Source organism: Nonomuraea sp. NPDC050394 (genome assembly GCF_044459065.1).
Classification (GTDB): Bacteria; Actinomycetota; Actinomycetes; order Streptosporangiales; family Streptosporangiaceae; genus Nonomuraea.
In genome coordinates this window covers 508827-524734 of record NZ_JBITIO010000002.1, presented here as the reverse complement: position 1 = coordinate 524734, position 15908 = coordinate 508827, and the positions used below count along the sequence as shown (strand labels likewise).

The window sequence follows — 15908 nt, the reverse complement described above, 5'->3', positions numbered from 1 at the left end:
GCATGGACGACATGACCGACATCAGGCTCGTCCAGCGGCGAACCCTCGTCGTCCTGCTCTTCTCCCAGGTCATCGGCACCATCGTCATGGGCGTCCTCAGCCCCGTCCTGCCCCTGCTCGCCGAGCAGATGACCGGATCGCAGACGCTCGCGGGACTCTCGCAGGCCCTCATCACCTCCGGGGCGATGGTGTTCACGATCGTGCTGGCCGCCCTCGCGGTACGGCACGGCCGCCGCGCCGGCATCGCCACCGGCTCCCTGCTGAGCGGGGCCGGGGTGCTGCTGATCGTGCCCGGCCACCACCTTGACGCCTTCCCCCTGGTCCTGGCCGGCTGCCTGCTGGCCGGCGGCGGCATCGCGGCCGGGCTGCAGGCCCGCTTCGCCGCCACCGACCTGGCGGAACGGCCGGGCCAGGCGCTCGGACTGCTGCAGTGGGCCTCGCTGGCCGGGGGAGTGGCCGGGCCGCTGCTCATCCCGCTCGCCGACCGGATCATCCCGGGACTGCCGCCGATGACCGGGTTGTTCGTCGTGACCGGCGTGCTGCTCTTCGCCGGTGCGCTGGTCGTCGCGCTGGGGCTGCGCCCTGACCCGCTCAGCCTGGTCGCCGCGCCCGAACGGGTCCCCCTGCGGACCGCGGTGCGCACCGTCCTCGCCATCCCGGCCGCCCGGCACGGCCTGGTGGGCATGGTGACCGTGCACGCCGTCATGATCGCGCTCATGAACATGGCCGGCATCCACCTGCACCACCACGGCGCCACCCTCCAGGTGATCGGCGTCGTCGTGAGCTTCCACGTGGCCGCGATGTTCCTGCCGGGGCCGCTGGCCGGCCTGCTGGCCGACCGCATCGGGCCCCGGCGGCTGCTGGTGGCGGGACTGCTGCTGCAGGTGGCCGCGGCCGTCGTGCTGCAGTCGGGCGACGGGCCGTTCGTCGTCGGGACCGGGCTCGTGCTGCTGGGCGCGGGCTGGTCGGCCGGGTTCATCGCCGGGTCGATCGTGCTGACCACGGCCATCCCGGTGCCGCGCCGCCCGATGGCCCAGGGCGCCTCCGACTTCCTCATGCAGCTGACCGCCGCCGCCGGGGCGCTGGCCGCCGGGACGGTCGTGTCGTGGCTCGGGTACGCCGGGCTGGCCAGGGCCGCCGGGGTGATCGTGCTGGCGGTGCTGGCCGGGCCGTACGTGATCAGGCTGCTGCGCCGCGGCGGCGCGGGCGTGGAAGAGTCCCGGGACAGCCTCACCCAGCGGTAGGGGGCGCGGCCCCGGCGGCCGCGGAGGTGGCTAGGATCGGCGCCATGGTGGCGACGGGAGGCCGGCCGGGCGTACACGGGGCGAGAAGCCGGCCGTGATGGCGTTCAGCAGGCGTGCCCGCTGGACGGCCGCCGTCCTTTCCCGCTTCCATCACCCGGCCCAGGTCGTGGTGACCTCCTTCGGCCTGCTCGTGCTCGCCGGGACGTTCCTGCTCATGCAGCCGATCTCCACCGTCGGCGCCGACGCCACCGTGGTCGAGGCGCTGTTCACCGCCACCTCGGCGGTCACCGTCACCGGCCTGGCCATCGTGGACACCCAGTCGCACTGGTCGGTCTTCGGCGAGGTGGTCATCGCCGGGCTCGTGCAGGTGGGCGGCCTCGGCATCATGACGTTCGCGACCCTGTTCGCCGTGCTCGTCGGCCGCCGCGTGGGCCTGCGCTTCCGGCTGCTGGCCCAGGCCGAGACCAGCATGCTGAGCGTCGCCGACGTGCGCGCGATCGCGCGCCGCGTGGTCGTCTTCAGCCTCACCTGCGAGGCGGTCTTCGCCGCCGTCCTGGCCGGGCGCTGGATGATCGGGTACGGCGAGCCGTTCGGCCAGGCCACCTACTACGGCGTCTTCCACAGCATCATGGCCTTCAACCACGCCGGGTTCGCCCTGTGGCCCGACAGCCTGACCAGGTTCGTCGCCGACCCGTGGATCAGCCTGACCGCCTCGTCCGCCGTCATCGTCGGCGGGCTCGGCTTCCCGGTGGTCTTCGAGCTCATGCGCACCTGGCGGCGTCCCGGCTCGTGGTCCATCATGACCAGGCTGACCGTCTGGATCTCGCTGATGCTGCTGGCGATCGGCACGCTGTTCCTGCTCGTGGCCGAGTGGGACAACCCCAGGACGTTCGGCCCGCTGGACGACGGCGGCAAGCTGCTGGCCGCCTTCTTCGCCTCGACCATGACCCGCTCGGCCGGGCTCAACTCGGTCGACATCGGCCAGATGGAGACCTCCAGCCTGCTGGTCAGCGACGTCCTCATGTTCATCGGCGGCGCCAGCGCCAGCACCGCGGGCGGCATCAGGGTCACCACGTTCGGCGTGCTCGCGTTCGTCATCTGGGCCGAGCTGCGCGGCGAGCCGAGGGTCAACATCGGCCACCGCAGGGTCCCCGACTCCGTGCAGCGCCAGGCCATCGCCATCAGCCTGATCAGCGTCGCCGTCGTCGTGGTCGCCACCTACGTGCTGCTGGTGATCAGCCCGTTCGCCCTCGACCAGGTGCTCTTCGAGGTGATCTCGGCCTTCACCACGACGGGCCTGTCCACCGGCATCACCGCGCAGTTCTCGCCCGCCGGACAGATCATCCTGACCGTGCTCATGTTCATGGGCAGGACGGGCACGCTCACCCTGGGGACCGCCCTGGCCATGCAGGAGCGCACCCGACGCTACGAACTCCCGGAGGAGAGGGTTCTCGTTGGCTGACAAGAACAGCGACCCGGTGGTGGTGATCGGTCTCGGCCGCTTCGGCACCGCCATCGCGCTGGAACTCACCCGGCGCGGCACCGAGGTGCTGGCCATCGACAACCGGCCCAAGGTCGGGCAGTCGCTGGCCGGGCGCATCACGCACATCGCCACCGCCGACGCCACCGACATGGAGACGCTGAACCAGCTCGGCGTCCCCGACTTCTACCGCGCGGTCGTGGCCATCGGCGGCGACCTGGAGGCCAGCATCCTCACCACCTCGCTGCTGGCCGAGCTGGAGATCGACGACATCTGGGCCAAGGCCGTCAGCGAGCAGCACGGCCAGATCCTGCGCCGCATCGGCGCCCACCACGTGGTCTTCCCCGAGCACGACATGGGCGAGCGCGTCGCCCACCTGGTCAGCGGCAGGATGCTCGACTACATGCAGGTCGACGAGAACTTCGCGCTCATCAAGAGCAGGCCGCCCAAGGAGTACACCGGCGTCCCGCTCGGCCGCTCCAGCCTGCGCAAGAAGTACGGCGTGACCGTCGTCGCGGTCAAGAGCGAGAACGAGGAGTTCACCTACGCCACCGCCGAGACCGAACTCGTCTACAGCGACGTGGTGCTGGTGTCGGGCCGCACCGAGGACGTCGAACGGTTCGCCGAACTACCGTAAACGCCAGTATCCCTCCCCGCTGCCGCGACGGAACATGAGTCGGCCGACTACCGGGCGTCAGACGTAGGGGGATCGCGTGCGAGCAGACGGATCGCTGCCCAGTTATGCCCAGCTCTTCGGACAGCTCGACTTCCGGGAGGGGGAGGAGGCGCGGACCGTCAGCTCGCCCGCCGCCTACCTGGTGGAGCTCTTCCGGCTCATGGAAGGCGCCTTCGGCCGCGTCCCGATCCTGGACCGGCGGCCCGACCTGGGCGAGATCCCGCTGGACGCGGCCGGCACCTTCACCGCCGTCCCCTACCTCGACATCGTCAACCGGGTGCTGGAGCGCCTGGTCGAGGGCAAGCCTCCGTACGAGGAACTGGTGGACCGGCGCCACCCCCTGGCGCTGCCGTTCTCGATCGACCACGAGCGGGTGAAGAACCACCTGCGCCACCTCGGGGTGGACCCGGTCGAGTTCGCGCGGCTGTTCACCGGCGCCGCCGGCCACGATCTGGCCGCCCGGCTCCACCTCGGCCTGTCCGCCGAGGACGTCGAGGTCATCATCACGCCGGTCACCGGCGCGAACGGGGTCAAGGGCCTGTACGGGCTGGGCAACCGGGAGCCGGTCGCGAACCTGCACGAGCCCGAGCGCTTCCGGCGCGCACTCGGGCTGGGCACCGCCGAACTCGGAGAGCTGCTGGCGCTGCCCGGGACGCGGGTCTCGGTCGACGCCACCCGGACCCGGCTGCTGTGGGACGGGGCGGAGGGGGCTCTGCCGGTCGAGTGGCTGGATCTGGTGAACCGGTTCGTGCGGCTGGCCCGCCGTACCGGATGGACGCTGACGGACCTCGGCCTGGCGCTGCGGACCTGCAACGAGGCGCGGGTGGACGCGGCGGCGGTGCGCGTCGTCGCGGCGCTCGCCCGCCTGCGCGAGGCGTTCGGGCTCGGCGTCGAGGAACTCTGCGTGCTGGTGTCGCCCGCCGCCGTCCGCACGGAACCCCGCGAGGAGTACGCCGCGGGCGCGGCGCTGGCCGGGCTCGGAGCGTGGACCGGCGACCTGCTGGGCGCGCACAACAAGCAGTACCGGCACGACCTCGCGCACGCCGCCGGCCTGCCGGAGAGCGACCTCGCCGAGATCGTCACCCGCTACCGCGCCCGCCACGGCGAAGCCGATCCCAGCCCCTTCGACCGGCCGCAGGACACCTGGCAGGCGCTGACGCTGGCGCACCGGGCGGGGCTGCTGGCCGGTGCGCTGGGCGTATCCGTCAGCGAGCTCTTCGACCTGCTGGACGCCCTCGAAAGCGACCCCGCCCTCGACCGGCACACCGCCTTCCCCGTGCTGAGCGGCCGGGGTCCGGGCACCCAGAACCTCCACCGCGTCCTGGAGGGCGGCGCGCCCGCGGGCGCGCTCTGGCTGGCCGAGACGCTCCACGCGCTCGCGACCTGGATGCGGGAGACCGGGTTCGGCGGCCGCGAGCTGAAGGCCGTGCTCAACGGGCCGCCGGAGGAGGCGGCCGAGCGGGAGGCCCTGCTCGGGGCGCTCGCCCAGCGCTTCGCACGGGTCGCGCTGGAGCCCGGGATCTTCGCCGGAGAGCGCTTCGGCGAGCGGGCCGCGCAGGTCGTGCACGACGTGCTGGCCGCCTACGACGACGGCGTGGTCTCCCGGCGCGACCCCCGTCTGCTCAAGCTCGATCCGGCCACGGTACGCGCCGCCGCCTACGACGCCGTGCACGACCTCGCGGTGATCACCAGGGAGGACTTCACCGGGCTCGGCCTGGGCGAGCGGACGGCCGGGAAGATCTTCACGAACCTGGTCCTGACCGGCCGCCTGGCCGACGGCGGCCTGCTGGCCGACCCCGTCGAGAACCGGCCACTGGCCCGCGACTTCGGCGCGCACGCCGAGGCCGTCGCCGCGCTGGCCGAGGCGGGCGAGGGGCGGCTGTACCCGTCGGACCTGGCGGGCCTGCCCGGCCTGTCCGAGGCGGAGCGGGCGGAGCTGTACGACAACCTGCTGTTCAACGGCGTCGTCGACACCGACGGGAGCGTGCTGGGGCCGGTCGAGGTCAACGCCGGGCTCGGCGACGTGGAGACGGCCGTGCTCGGGGTCCTGCGCGAGCGGGCCGAGCGGTTCGCCGCCGAGCCGCTGGCCGCCGAACTCGGCCTGTACGGCGGGCAGGACCCCCTCCCGAGCCTGCGCTTCAACGGCTACCTGGACGAGGACGGCGTCTACGTGGACAAGGCGGCGCTGGCCCGGCTCCGGCCGGCGGACTTCACGCTGGCGCTGGAGTTCTACCCGTACCGGCGGGCCATCCTCGACGCCGTGCAGGGGCAGATCGCGGCGTTCAGGACGGAGCTGTTCACCTTCACCGCCGACGACTTCGCCCAGGTCGCCGACGAGGCCGCCGCCCGGCGCGTGCTCGACGCCCTCACCGGAGCTCTGCGCGAGCCTCCCGCCCCCGGAGACGGCCTGCCCCTGTGGGTCCTGGACGCCGAGGGCGCGGCTCCGGCGGACCAGCCGCTGGGGCACGCGGCGGGGTTCACCGCGGCCGAGGCGGCGACGGCCGGGACCCGGCTGGCGGAGATCCGGGCCGGGCAGCGGCCCTACCGGCTCGATCCGGCCGCGCTGGCGGAGCTGGGGTTCGACGAAAGCGAGCGCGACGGGCTGATCGGGCTGCTCGTCGAGCGGGGCGACCTGGACGACGGGCTGGCCGTACCGCTGGAGCGGCTGGACTTCTTCGGCAACGTGGCCGCGGCGCTCGACTTCACGATCGAGGGCATGGAGGACTACGCCAAGGACGTGTTCTTCCTGCTGCACACGGCGGCGACGGAGACGTCGGCCGCGATGGCCGAGGTCGGCGCGGCGCTGGCCAGGCAGGCGGGGCGGCAGCGGGCGGCGCTGGCGGACGTGCTCCAGGACGCGCTCGGCGTCCCGGCGGACACCGCGCGGGCGATCTGCGCGGCCGTCGCGGGCGGCGTGGACGAGGCGCTCGACATCCTGGTCCCGCCGGCGCTGGAGGGCACGGCCGACACCCGGTTCCGGCTGACGCACCGGCGCGTCAGGCGGTTCGCGCTGCTGGCGGCCAAGCTCGGCCTGGACCCGGCCGAGGTGGCCGTGGCCTTCCACGACCAGGACCTGGTCGGCAAGTTCCCCGAGCCGCTGGTGCTGCCACCGGGCACCGAGCGCTTCGACGCGCTTCTGGACAGCTCCGACGGCCACGTCTACGTCTTCATCGGCGACCACTACCTCCTCTACTCCGCCGGCACGCTGGCCAGGACCGACGAGGTGACGCACCCGCTGAGCGAGTTGTCGCCCCGCTTCGCCGGGCTGGACGCGGTGGACGCCGCCTTCGCGCTGCCGGACGGCGAGGAGTGGATCGTCGCCCACGGCCCCGACCGTGTCTCCCGCTCCTTCACCCGACGGCGCGGCAGCACCCGCTGGGTGCCGAGAGAGCAGCAGTGGGGCAAGGTCGCGAACGCCTTCGACGACCCGGCCAGGATCGACAGCGCCCACGTGGACGCGGCGGGACGGGTGCACCTGATCGCGGGCGGCCAGCGGGTGCGCTACTCGGGCCAGGACTACGGCTTCGCCGACGAGGGCTTCCCGCGTGCCGCCGCGCCCGGCGTCGACGCCCAGTTCTACGGCGGCGACGGCCGTACCTACACCTTCACCGGCGGCACCTGGCACGTCACGACCGAGGACCCCGAGCCCGCGAGCGGGGAAGAGCACGGCGAGGGCACGCCGGTGGCCGGGACGTGGGGCCGGGTGCGCAACGCCTTCGACGGCGCCACCCGCGTCGACGCCGCCTACACCGACCGCGGCAAGGTCTACCTGTTCCGCGGCGACCAGGTGGTGCGCTACACCGACAGCATCGAGAACGACGGCGTCCACGTGGACGACGGCTACCCGCGGCGCGCCGAGGAGCAGTTCGACGCGGCCTTCGCCGACGCCTCCGGCACCCTGCACCGGTTCAAGGACGGCATGGCCGTCTCGGGCGGCGACCGGCCCGTCCAGGCGGCCCAGAGATGGGGCGTGATCGAGCCCGCGCTGCGCGACGGCAAGGTCGACGCGGCCTTCGTCGGCCTGGACGGCAAGACGTACCTGTTCGGCGGCGAGCGGTACATCCGCTACTCCGGCGCCGACTACACCACGGTCGACCTCGGCTACCCGCGGCGGGTCGCGGGCGACTGGGGCGGGCTGACGCGGGTCGGCGCGGCGTTCGTCCTGGACGGCAAGACCTACCTGTTCGGCGAAGGCCGGTACGTCCGCTACTCCGGGCGTGACTACACCGTCCCCGACGAGGGCTTCCCCAAGCCGGTGGCCGACAACTGGTGGAACCTGCCCCAGCCGATGGCGGTGGACGCGGTGTTCACCGGCCGTGACAACCTCACCTACCTGTTCTCCGGCGGCCGGTTCGTGGTCCACGACAACAAGCGGCGCTGGTGGTCGGAGCCGCGCGAGCTGCGGGAGCACTGGGACAGTCTGCCGTTCGGCCAGGTCGACGCGGCCTTCGTCGGCATGGACGGCCGCACCTACGTCTTCGGCGAGCGCGGCTACGTCCGCTATTCGAGCGCCGACTACACCAAGGCCGACGACGGCTACCCGGCGCCGGTCGCCTCCTTCTGGGGCAACGTGGACTGCACCCTGGCCAGGACCGGGCGGGTGGACGCGACGCTGGTCACGCAGGTCGTCGAACGGACCGGCGACGTCGAGACGCCGCGCCGCCACACCTACCTGTTCTCCGGCGGGCAGTACGTCCGCTACACCGACGACCGCTTCGACGTCGTGGACGACGGCTATCCGCGTGCCCTGTCGGCGTTGTCCGGCGAGCCGCGCCTGTCCGGCCTGCGGACGCCGCTCGACGGCCTGGACGCCGCCTTCGCCGACCTGCGCAACGTCTACCTCTTCCGCGGCGACCGGTGCCACGTCGTCTCGGACACCCTTTACCGCCGCTACGACGGCGTCTCCGTGACCTGCGCCTTCCTGGAGGACGGCGCGATCATGGCCGAGCGGGACGGCGCCTGGCGCCACCTCCCGGCGATCGAGGCGGGGCCGCCGGGGGACGGGGACCTCGCCCGCCCGAGGACGCTGCGCACGGTGCCCGACGCCTTCCGCGGCGGCCTCGACGCGGTGCTGACCGGCGCCGACGGCACGACATACCTGTTCAAGGGAACCGCGTGCCTCAACGTCCGGCTGGGCAAGGAGTACCCGCTGGCGGAGGAGTGGGGACACCCCCACAACCGCATTTATCACGACAACACGGTCGATGCGGCCTTCGTCGGCCGGGACGGGAAGACGTACCTCTTCAGCGGCGACCAGTTCGTCTCCTACACCGGCGCCGCCACCGTCACCGACACCGACCCGCGGCCCATCGCCGCCCACTGGGGCGGCCTCACCGGCGTCGCCCTCGCCTACGTCAGGAACGGCGTCACCTACCTGTTCGAGAAGCCCGACCCGGGCGGCAAGACCCGCTACCTCGCCTACTCGGGCACGAGCTACGACGAACCCCACCTCGGCTACCCGGTCACCGCCGACTCCGGCTTCTGGGACGTCCCCGACCACTACCACGTCGAGGGCCACCCGATCCCCGACGCCGTCCTGTTCCAGGGCCAGACCATGCTCCTGCTGTACGGCGAGCAGTGCGTCCAGTACGACGAGCGCGCCGCCCACTGGTCCTACCCGCGCCCCGTCGAACGCATCTGGCCCGGCTACGACCGCGACCTCGAACCCGGCGACGCCCTGCGCACCGCCTTCACCGCCGCCGACGGCGCCACGTACTTCTTCTTCAAGGAGCACTACACCCGATACGGCGAGCCACCCGCCCCCATCCGCGAGCGGTGGGGCAGGTCGCGCAACCCGTTCGTGGCCGACGGCGGCACGATCGACGCCGCCGTGGTGACCGGCCGCCACACGTACCTGTTCTCCGGGCCCCGCTACGTCCGCTACACCGGCCCCGAGTACCGCTACGCCGACCCCGGCTACCCCAGGCCGATCGCCGGGAACCTGCGCGCGGAGGAGGCCTTCGCCGCCCTGCCCGAGTCCTTCGACGACACCGGGCGCGTGGACGCGGTGCTGGCCAACCCGCGCAACGTCTACGTCTTCGCCGGCGGTTCCTGCCACGTGGCCGCCAGGACGGCCACGGCCGCCGACGGCCTCGGGCAGCTCGGCCGGGTCCGCAACGTCCTGGCCGAGCGGGGCCGGGTGGACGCGGCGCTGGTCAGCGGCGGGCGCACCTACCTGTTCTCCGGCGACCAGTACGTCCGCTACACCGGCACCGCCTTCACCCACGTGGACGACGGCCACCCGCGCACGATCGCCGCCGGGCTCCCCGGCGAGCTGCCCGGCCTGCGCGACCTGCCGCCGGACTTCCAGGACGGAATCGACGCCGCCTTCGCCACCCCGACCGGCGTCTACCTGTTCAAGGGCAGGAACTACCTGGACAAGGGCCGGGTCCGCCCGGTCGCCGGGACGTGGGGCCGGGTGCGCAACGCCTTCGGCGGCGCGATCGACGCCGCCTTCGCCACCCCGGCGGGCGAGATCTACGCCTTCCGCGCCGGACAGTACGTCCGCTACCGTCCCGGCGTGCTCGACCAGGTGGAGGCGGGCTACCCGCGCACGGTCCAGGACGACTGGGGCGACCTGCCGGGCACGTTCGAGCGCGGCCCCGACGCCGCCTTCACCTTCCACGAGCGCACCTACCTGCTCCACCAGGGCCGGTTCGTCCGCTACTCCGGCCCCGGCTTCGCCGCGATCGACCGTACGTTCCCGCAGGAGATACGCCACCGCTGGGCCGACGCCGCCGACTACCGGCTGAGCGACCTGCACACGATCGCCGCCTTCGCCCGGCTGACCGGCTCCCGGCCCGGCCTGGCGGACTTCCTGGAGAAGGGCACGGCCGACCCCTACACGTTCCTGTCCGGCCTGTTCGGCTGGGACCTCGACGAGGTGCGCTGGGCGCGGCGCGACCCCGCGCTCCTGCACGCGGTCACGGCCGAGGAGTCGCGCTTCGAGATCGAGTTCCTGCTGCGCCTGGACACCCTGTTCACCGTCGCCGGGCGCATGGGCACGCCGCCGTCGCGGCTGCACGCCGAGGTCTGGGAACCGCTGCGCACGGGACGGCTCGGCACCGCGGGCAACGCGCTGGAACGGCTGCTGGCCCGGCGGCCCGGATGGGCCACGCTGTCGGCGACGGTGCGCGACGAGCTCAACGTGCTCAGGCGGGACGCGCTCCTGGCCTGCGTCGCGGCGGGCCGTACCCCGAAGGAGCTGTTCGAGCGGTTGCTCATCGACGTCGAGATGGGCGCGGCGGGCAGGACCTCGCCCGTGCGTGAGGCGATCGCGGCCACCCAGCTCTACCTGCATCGCTACCTGCTCGACCTGGAGCGGGTGAGCCTGCCCGCCGGGCGCGAGCCCGAGACCGTCAGGCGGCGGATCAGGACGTGGTGGGCCTGGATGCGCAACTACCGGCTCTGGGAGGCCAACCGCAAGGTCTTCCTGCACCCGGAGAACTACCTGCGGCCCGAGCTGCGCGGCGGCAAGACCCCCGCCTTCCGCGCGCTGGAGGACGAACTGCTCCAGGGCGAGGTCACCGACGACGGGGTACGGCGCGCCTACAAGCGCTACCTGGACGAGTACACCGAGGTCTCGCGGCTGGCCATCGCCGGCGGCTACGTCTACACCGCCGACGGCGCGCTGCCCGGCGAGCGGCGGCTGGTCCTGTTCGGCCGCACCAGGACCGCGCCGATGCGCTACTACTGCCGGACCGCGGAGTTCAGGGACCGCGACCGGTTGTCGGTCACCTGGCAGCCCTGGCAGAAGGCCGGCGTGCAGATCGACGTCGAGAAGGTCTACCCCGTGCACGCCTTCGGCCGGATCTTCGTCTTCTGGCCGGTCGTCGAGACCGTCTCCCCGCCGGTCACCGCGACGACCACCATCGCCGAGGAGCCGAAGGACGGCAAGCGGGAGGTGAGCGCGCCGCCGCCGTCCTACCGGATCAGGATCCGCTACTCCTTCTCCAACCTCACCGAGGAATGGGTCGCGGCCCAGGAACTGCCGGTCGAGGAACTGCGGGACGAGCCGGTCACCGGGGTGACCCTGTCCGTGCAGGCCTCGCGTACGGTGCCGGGGCAGGCGGCGGGCGAGCACGACACGATCGTGATCACCTGCTCCTACCAGACCGGGGGCGGGACGACGAGCTCGTCGTTCGTGCTCACGCCCGAGCTGTACGCCAGCCGCGTCACCGTACCGGTCGCGCCGTCCCCGACGGCGGCCGAACCGGTGACCATCTTCGACGAGCCGGTCGCCGCCGAGGGCGTCGTGCCGTTCGGCATGCCCGTCGGCTCGCAGGACGGCCCGTGGCTGAGCGTCGACCACAAGGGCGGCAGCTTCCTGTGCCGGCCGATCACCGCCGTACCGGGCGACGAGCCTCAGCTCCGGCCGATCACCTCCGCCCCCGGCGAGCTGCCCGCCTGGACCCGGATCGACGCGGGCTTCGTCACCTCCTCGGGCGATCGCTACTTCTTCGACAACGGCGCCAAGCGCTACACGGTCCTGTCCGGGAGCGGCGAGGCGAGCCCCGAGCCCACGTCCGGCCGGTGGGGCGTCGTCGCCACCAACCTGCTCAGAACCGGCGTCGTCGACGCCGTGCTGGTGCGCGGCGAACAGGTCTTCCTCTTCTCCGGCGACCAGTACTACCGCTACACCGGCCGCACGTTCGGCACCCTCGACCCCCGCTACCCCCTGCCGCTGGCGGGCAACGCCGAGAACCTCCCGCAGTGGCGCAAGGTCGAAGCCGCCTTCAGCGGCCCCGGCGACACCGAGCACTTCCTGTCGCAGGACGGGTACGCCCGGTCCGGCGCGCTCGGCACGCTCATCCCGTTGCCGGGCCGCCGCTCGGAACCGCCGGTGAAGCGCTTCCTGCGCGCGGTCAGCGGCCGCGACGACGCCGACGACCGCGTCGCGTTCACCTTCGGCGGCCGCACGTACGTCTTCGACAACGCGGCCGGCACCTACACCGACGGCGACCGGACCCGCCCGACCCGCGAGCTCGGCCGCGTCGTGACCGCCATCGACTCGAGCGGCACGGTCGAGTCGGCCTACGTCGAGGGCGACTTCCTCTACCTCACCTCCCAGCTCGAGGTCGTCCGCTACACGCTGCCCGCGGGCGGCGGCGTCCCCGAGTACGTCGACGCCGGCTACCCCAAGCCGATCCCGTCGCGGGTCAACGCCGTCTTCCGCCGCTACGTCTTCTCCGGCCTCCACTACGGCAGGCTCCGCCCCGGCCAGGACCTCGGCACGCTCCGCCCCCTGCTGCCCGTCAGCGAGAACTGGCGCTCGCTGCCCGCCGGCCCGATCTCCGGCGTGCTCGACGCCGAGGACCTGCTCTACGTCTTCACCGGTGAGTCGTACGCCGCCTACCCGAAGGGCGTGCCGATCCCGCGCCCGTACGAGTGGGCCGCGCTGCCGCACGAGATCGTCCGCCTGACCTCCAGCACCGCCTACGAGCTCAACCGGCGGCTGCTGGTAGGCGGCGTCCCGGCGCTGCTCGACCCCGAGACCCAGGAGATCGACGAGCTGCCCGCCTTCAGCGCCGACCCGGACGACGCCTCCACCGCGACCACGATCAAGGTCAAGGGCGAGATGTTCCCCTCCGGCGTGCCGGCCAGTACGCACCTGGACTTCCAGAGCGCCAACGGCCTGTACTACTGGGAGATCTTCTTCCACGCGCCGATGCTCATCGCGCAGGCGCTCAACGGCGCCCAGAACTTCGAAGCGGCCCGCCGCTGGTACGAGTACGTCTTCGACCCCACCGCGCCCGGCGGGCACTGGCGCTTCGTGCCGTTCCTGGCCGCCGACGTGCGCGCGCTCGTCGACGGCTGCCGCGCCGACCTGCGCGAACTCGGCACGCCCGCGGACGCGGTGGCCGCCGCGCTGGAGCCGCACCTGCTCCGCCTGGAACCGCTGCACGAGGCCTTCCTGCAGTACCGCGAGCTCGACGGCCGCGAGCTCGGCTTCCTCGCGACCCTCTCCACGGTACGGCCGGCCGTACCGGAGGGCACCACGCCGCAGACCCGTGAGGCGGCGCGGCGGCTGCGCGAGCGGATCGGCATGCTGGGCCGCCTCGGCCGCCAGTACGCGCTCATGGGCGACCGGGGCGCGCTGATGAAGGCCTACATGGACGACCCGCGCGACCCTCACGCGATCGCCGAGCTGCGCCCTTCCGCCTACCGGCGATGGGTCGTGATGGCCTACGTCGACAACCTGCTCGACTGGGGCGACCTGCTGTTCGGCCAGCACACGGCGGAGAGCGTCGACGAGGCCAGGATGCTCTACGTCTTCGCCCACGACCTGCTCGGCGAGCGCGACTTCGGCTACGGGCCGAAGACGCTGTCGCCGGCGCTGCCGTACGCGCGGCTGCCGGTGGCCGGGAACGGTACGACGCCGGCCGAGCTCACCGCCGGCGGCAGCCTGCTGAAGGAGGCGGGGGAGGTGCACGCGGGCGTGGCGGAGCCGTACTTCCACGTGCCGGAGAACGCCGAGTTCGGCGCGTACTGGACGCGGGTGGAGGAGCGGCTGCGCAACATCAGGCGGTCGCTGAACATCCACGGGATCGCCCAGCCGCTGCCGCTGTTCGAGCCGCCCGCCGATGTCATGGCGCTGGTGCGCGGCACCGCCGCGAACGGCGCGGCAGCCGGGGCCGGGGCGGCGGCGCTCACGGTGCCGGTGCCGCACCACCGCTTCCCCGTGGTGTTCAGGAAGGCGCAGGAGCTGGCCGACAAGCTGCGCCAGTTCGGCGCCGACCTGCTCAGCGCCTTCGAGCGGCGTGACGCCGAGGAACTGGCGCTGCTGCAGAACCGGCAGCAGGGCACGATCCTCGACCTCACCCGCGCGATCAAGGAGGCGGAGGTCGGCATCGCCGCGGAGACCCTGAACGAGCTGGAGGCGAGCAGGGCCGCCGCCAAGGACCGGGCCACCCACTACGAGCGGCTGCTCACCACCGGGCTCACGCCGACGCAGCGGGCGCAGCTCGACGTCATGGCAGCGGCGGCGGCCATGCACTTCGCCGGCAGCGGGCTGAAGATCGCCGCGGCGCTGGTCTCCGGGGCGCCGCAGACGCTCGTGGGCCCGTTCATCATGGGCGTGGAGTACGGCGGCGACCAGCTCGGCGGCGCGCTTGAGCAGACCGCCGAGATCTCCACGACGCTGGGCGAGGGGCTCAGCGTGGTCGGCGAGCTGCTCGGGGTCAGCGCCGAGCACGAGAGCGTCAGCGACGACTGGCGCCTGCAGCTCGGCCTGGCCAAGAGCGACCTGACCCAGCTCGGGCACCAGATCGCCGCGGAGAAGCTCAGGCTCGGCGCCGCGCGGCGCGAGCTGGAGATCCTCGAACAGGACCTCGCCCACCAGCGGGCCGTGGCCTCCTTCCTCACCGGGAAGTTCGCCGGGGCGCAGCTGTACCAGTGGATGTCCGGGCAACTGGCCGGCATGTACTTCCAGGCCTACCACCTGGCCCACGAGCTGGCCCGCGCCGCCGAGCGCGCCTACCGGTACGAGCGGGGCGGGGAGGGCGAGCCGTACATCCGGCCGGTCTACTGGGACAGCCGGCGCGGCGGCCTGATGGCGGGCGACGGCCTCGCCTTCGACCTGGACCGGCTCGGCAGGGCCTACCTGGACGGCGCCGGCCGCGACCTGGAGATCACCAGGCAGGTCTCCCTGCTCGACCTCGACCCGCTCGCGCTGCTCAGCCTGCGCGACACCGGCAGGTGCGAGTTCTCGCTCGGCGAGGCGATGTTCGACCGCGACTTCCCCGGCCACTACCGGCGGCGCGTGCGCACGATCGCGCTCGCCTTCGACGCCGCGGAGCCGGTCAACGCCACCCTCGCCCAGCTGTCCGGGCGCACCGTGCAGGAGCCCGACCCGAAGGCGGTCGCGTACCTGCTCGACCCCAAGGGCGCGCCTCCCGCCACGCTGCGCGCGGACTGGCGGCCCGGCCAGCAGGTCGCGCTGTCGCACGTGGAGGCGGGGATGGAGAACAACGGCCTGTTCGAGCTGCGCTACGACGACGACCGCTACCTGCCCTTCGAGGGCTGTGGCGCGGTGTCCACCTGGCGGCTGGAGCTGTCCGGCCGGCGTCCGGCCGGCCTCGCCGACGTCATGATCACCCTGCGCTACACGGCCCTGCCCGGCGGGGAGGTCTTCGCCAACGCGGTCAAGGGCATGCTGCGCCCCTACCCGGCCGCCCGGTTCTTCGACGTGCCCGCCGACTTCCCCGCCGCGTGGGAGGACTTCCTGTCCGGGGAGGAGACGCGCGGGCTGACGCTGCCGCTGACGCCGGAGCTGTTCCCCGGCATGAGCGGCCGCCAGATCACCGGCGTCTACGCCCGCTACGACCTCGACGGCGGCGCCGCCCGCTTCCTGGTCAACGGCGACCCGCGGTTCGCGCTGGAGCACGGCAAACCGGTGCGCACCCCGGGCCTCGGCCTCGGCGCCCCCTGGGCGCTGGTGCTGGAGGGCGACAAGAACGCGCTCGCCGGCCTCGGCCTCGTCCTGACCTACCGGGCACTGTAGATCCAC

Annotated in this window: 4 protein-coding genes; all 4 read left to right on the top strand. The window is 73.0% G+C overall.

Features of this window, described 5'->3' with window-relative positions; genetic code table 11:
• The first annotated feature begins 11 nt into the window (after nt 1-11).
• The 4 genes from ACIBKY_RS10545 (at nt 12) to ACIBKY_RS10530 (ending at nt 15902) form a co-directional block, all read left to right on the top strand.
• Nucleotides 12-1244: an MFS transporter gene (locus ACIBKY_RS10545; protein WP_397096180.1), complete on the top strand. Its 1233-nt coding sequence runs from the start codon at nt 12-14 to the stop codon at nt 1242-1244.
• 97 nt (nt 1245-1341) lie between these two features.
• Nucleotides 1342-2706 carry a TrkH family potassium uptake protein gene (locus ACIBKY_RS10540; RefSeq protein WP_397096178.1) on the top strand — a complete coding sequence of 455 codons (1365 nt, stop codon included), beginning with the start codon at nt 1342-1344 and terminating at the stop codon, nt 2704-2706.
• The gene (locus ACIBKY_RS10535; RefSeq protein WP_397096177.1) at nt 2699-3361 is read left to right on the top strand and encodes a potassium channel family protein; all 663 of its coding nucleotides are present in this window, start codon (nt 2699-2701) and stop codon (nt 3359-3361) included. The genes ACIBKY_RS10540 and ACIBKY_RS10535 overlap by 8 nt, the downstream gene beginning before the upstream one ends.
• 76 nt (nt 3362-3437) lie before the next feature.
• Nucleotides 3438-15902: a hemopexin repeat-containing protein gene (locus ACIBKY_RS10530; RefSeq protein WP_397096175.1), complete on the top strand. Its 12465-nt coding sequence runs from the start codon at nt 3438-3440 to the stop codon at nt 15900-15902.
• The last annotated feature ends 6 nt before the right edge of the window (nt 15903-15908 follow it).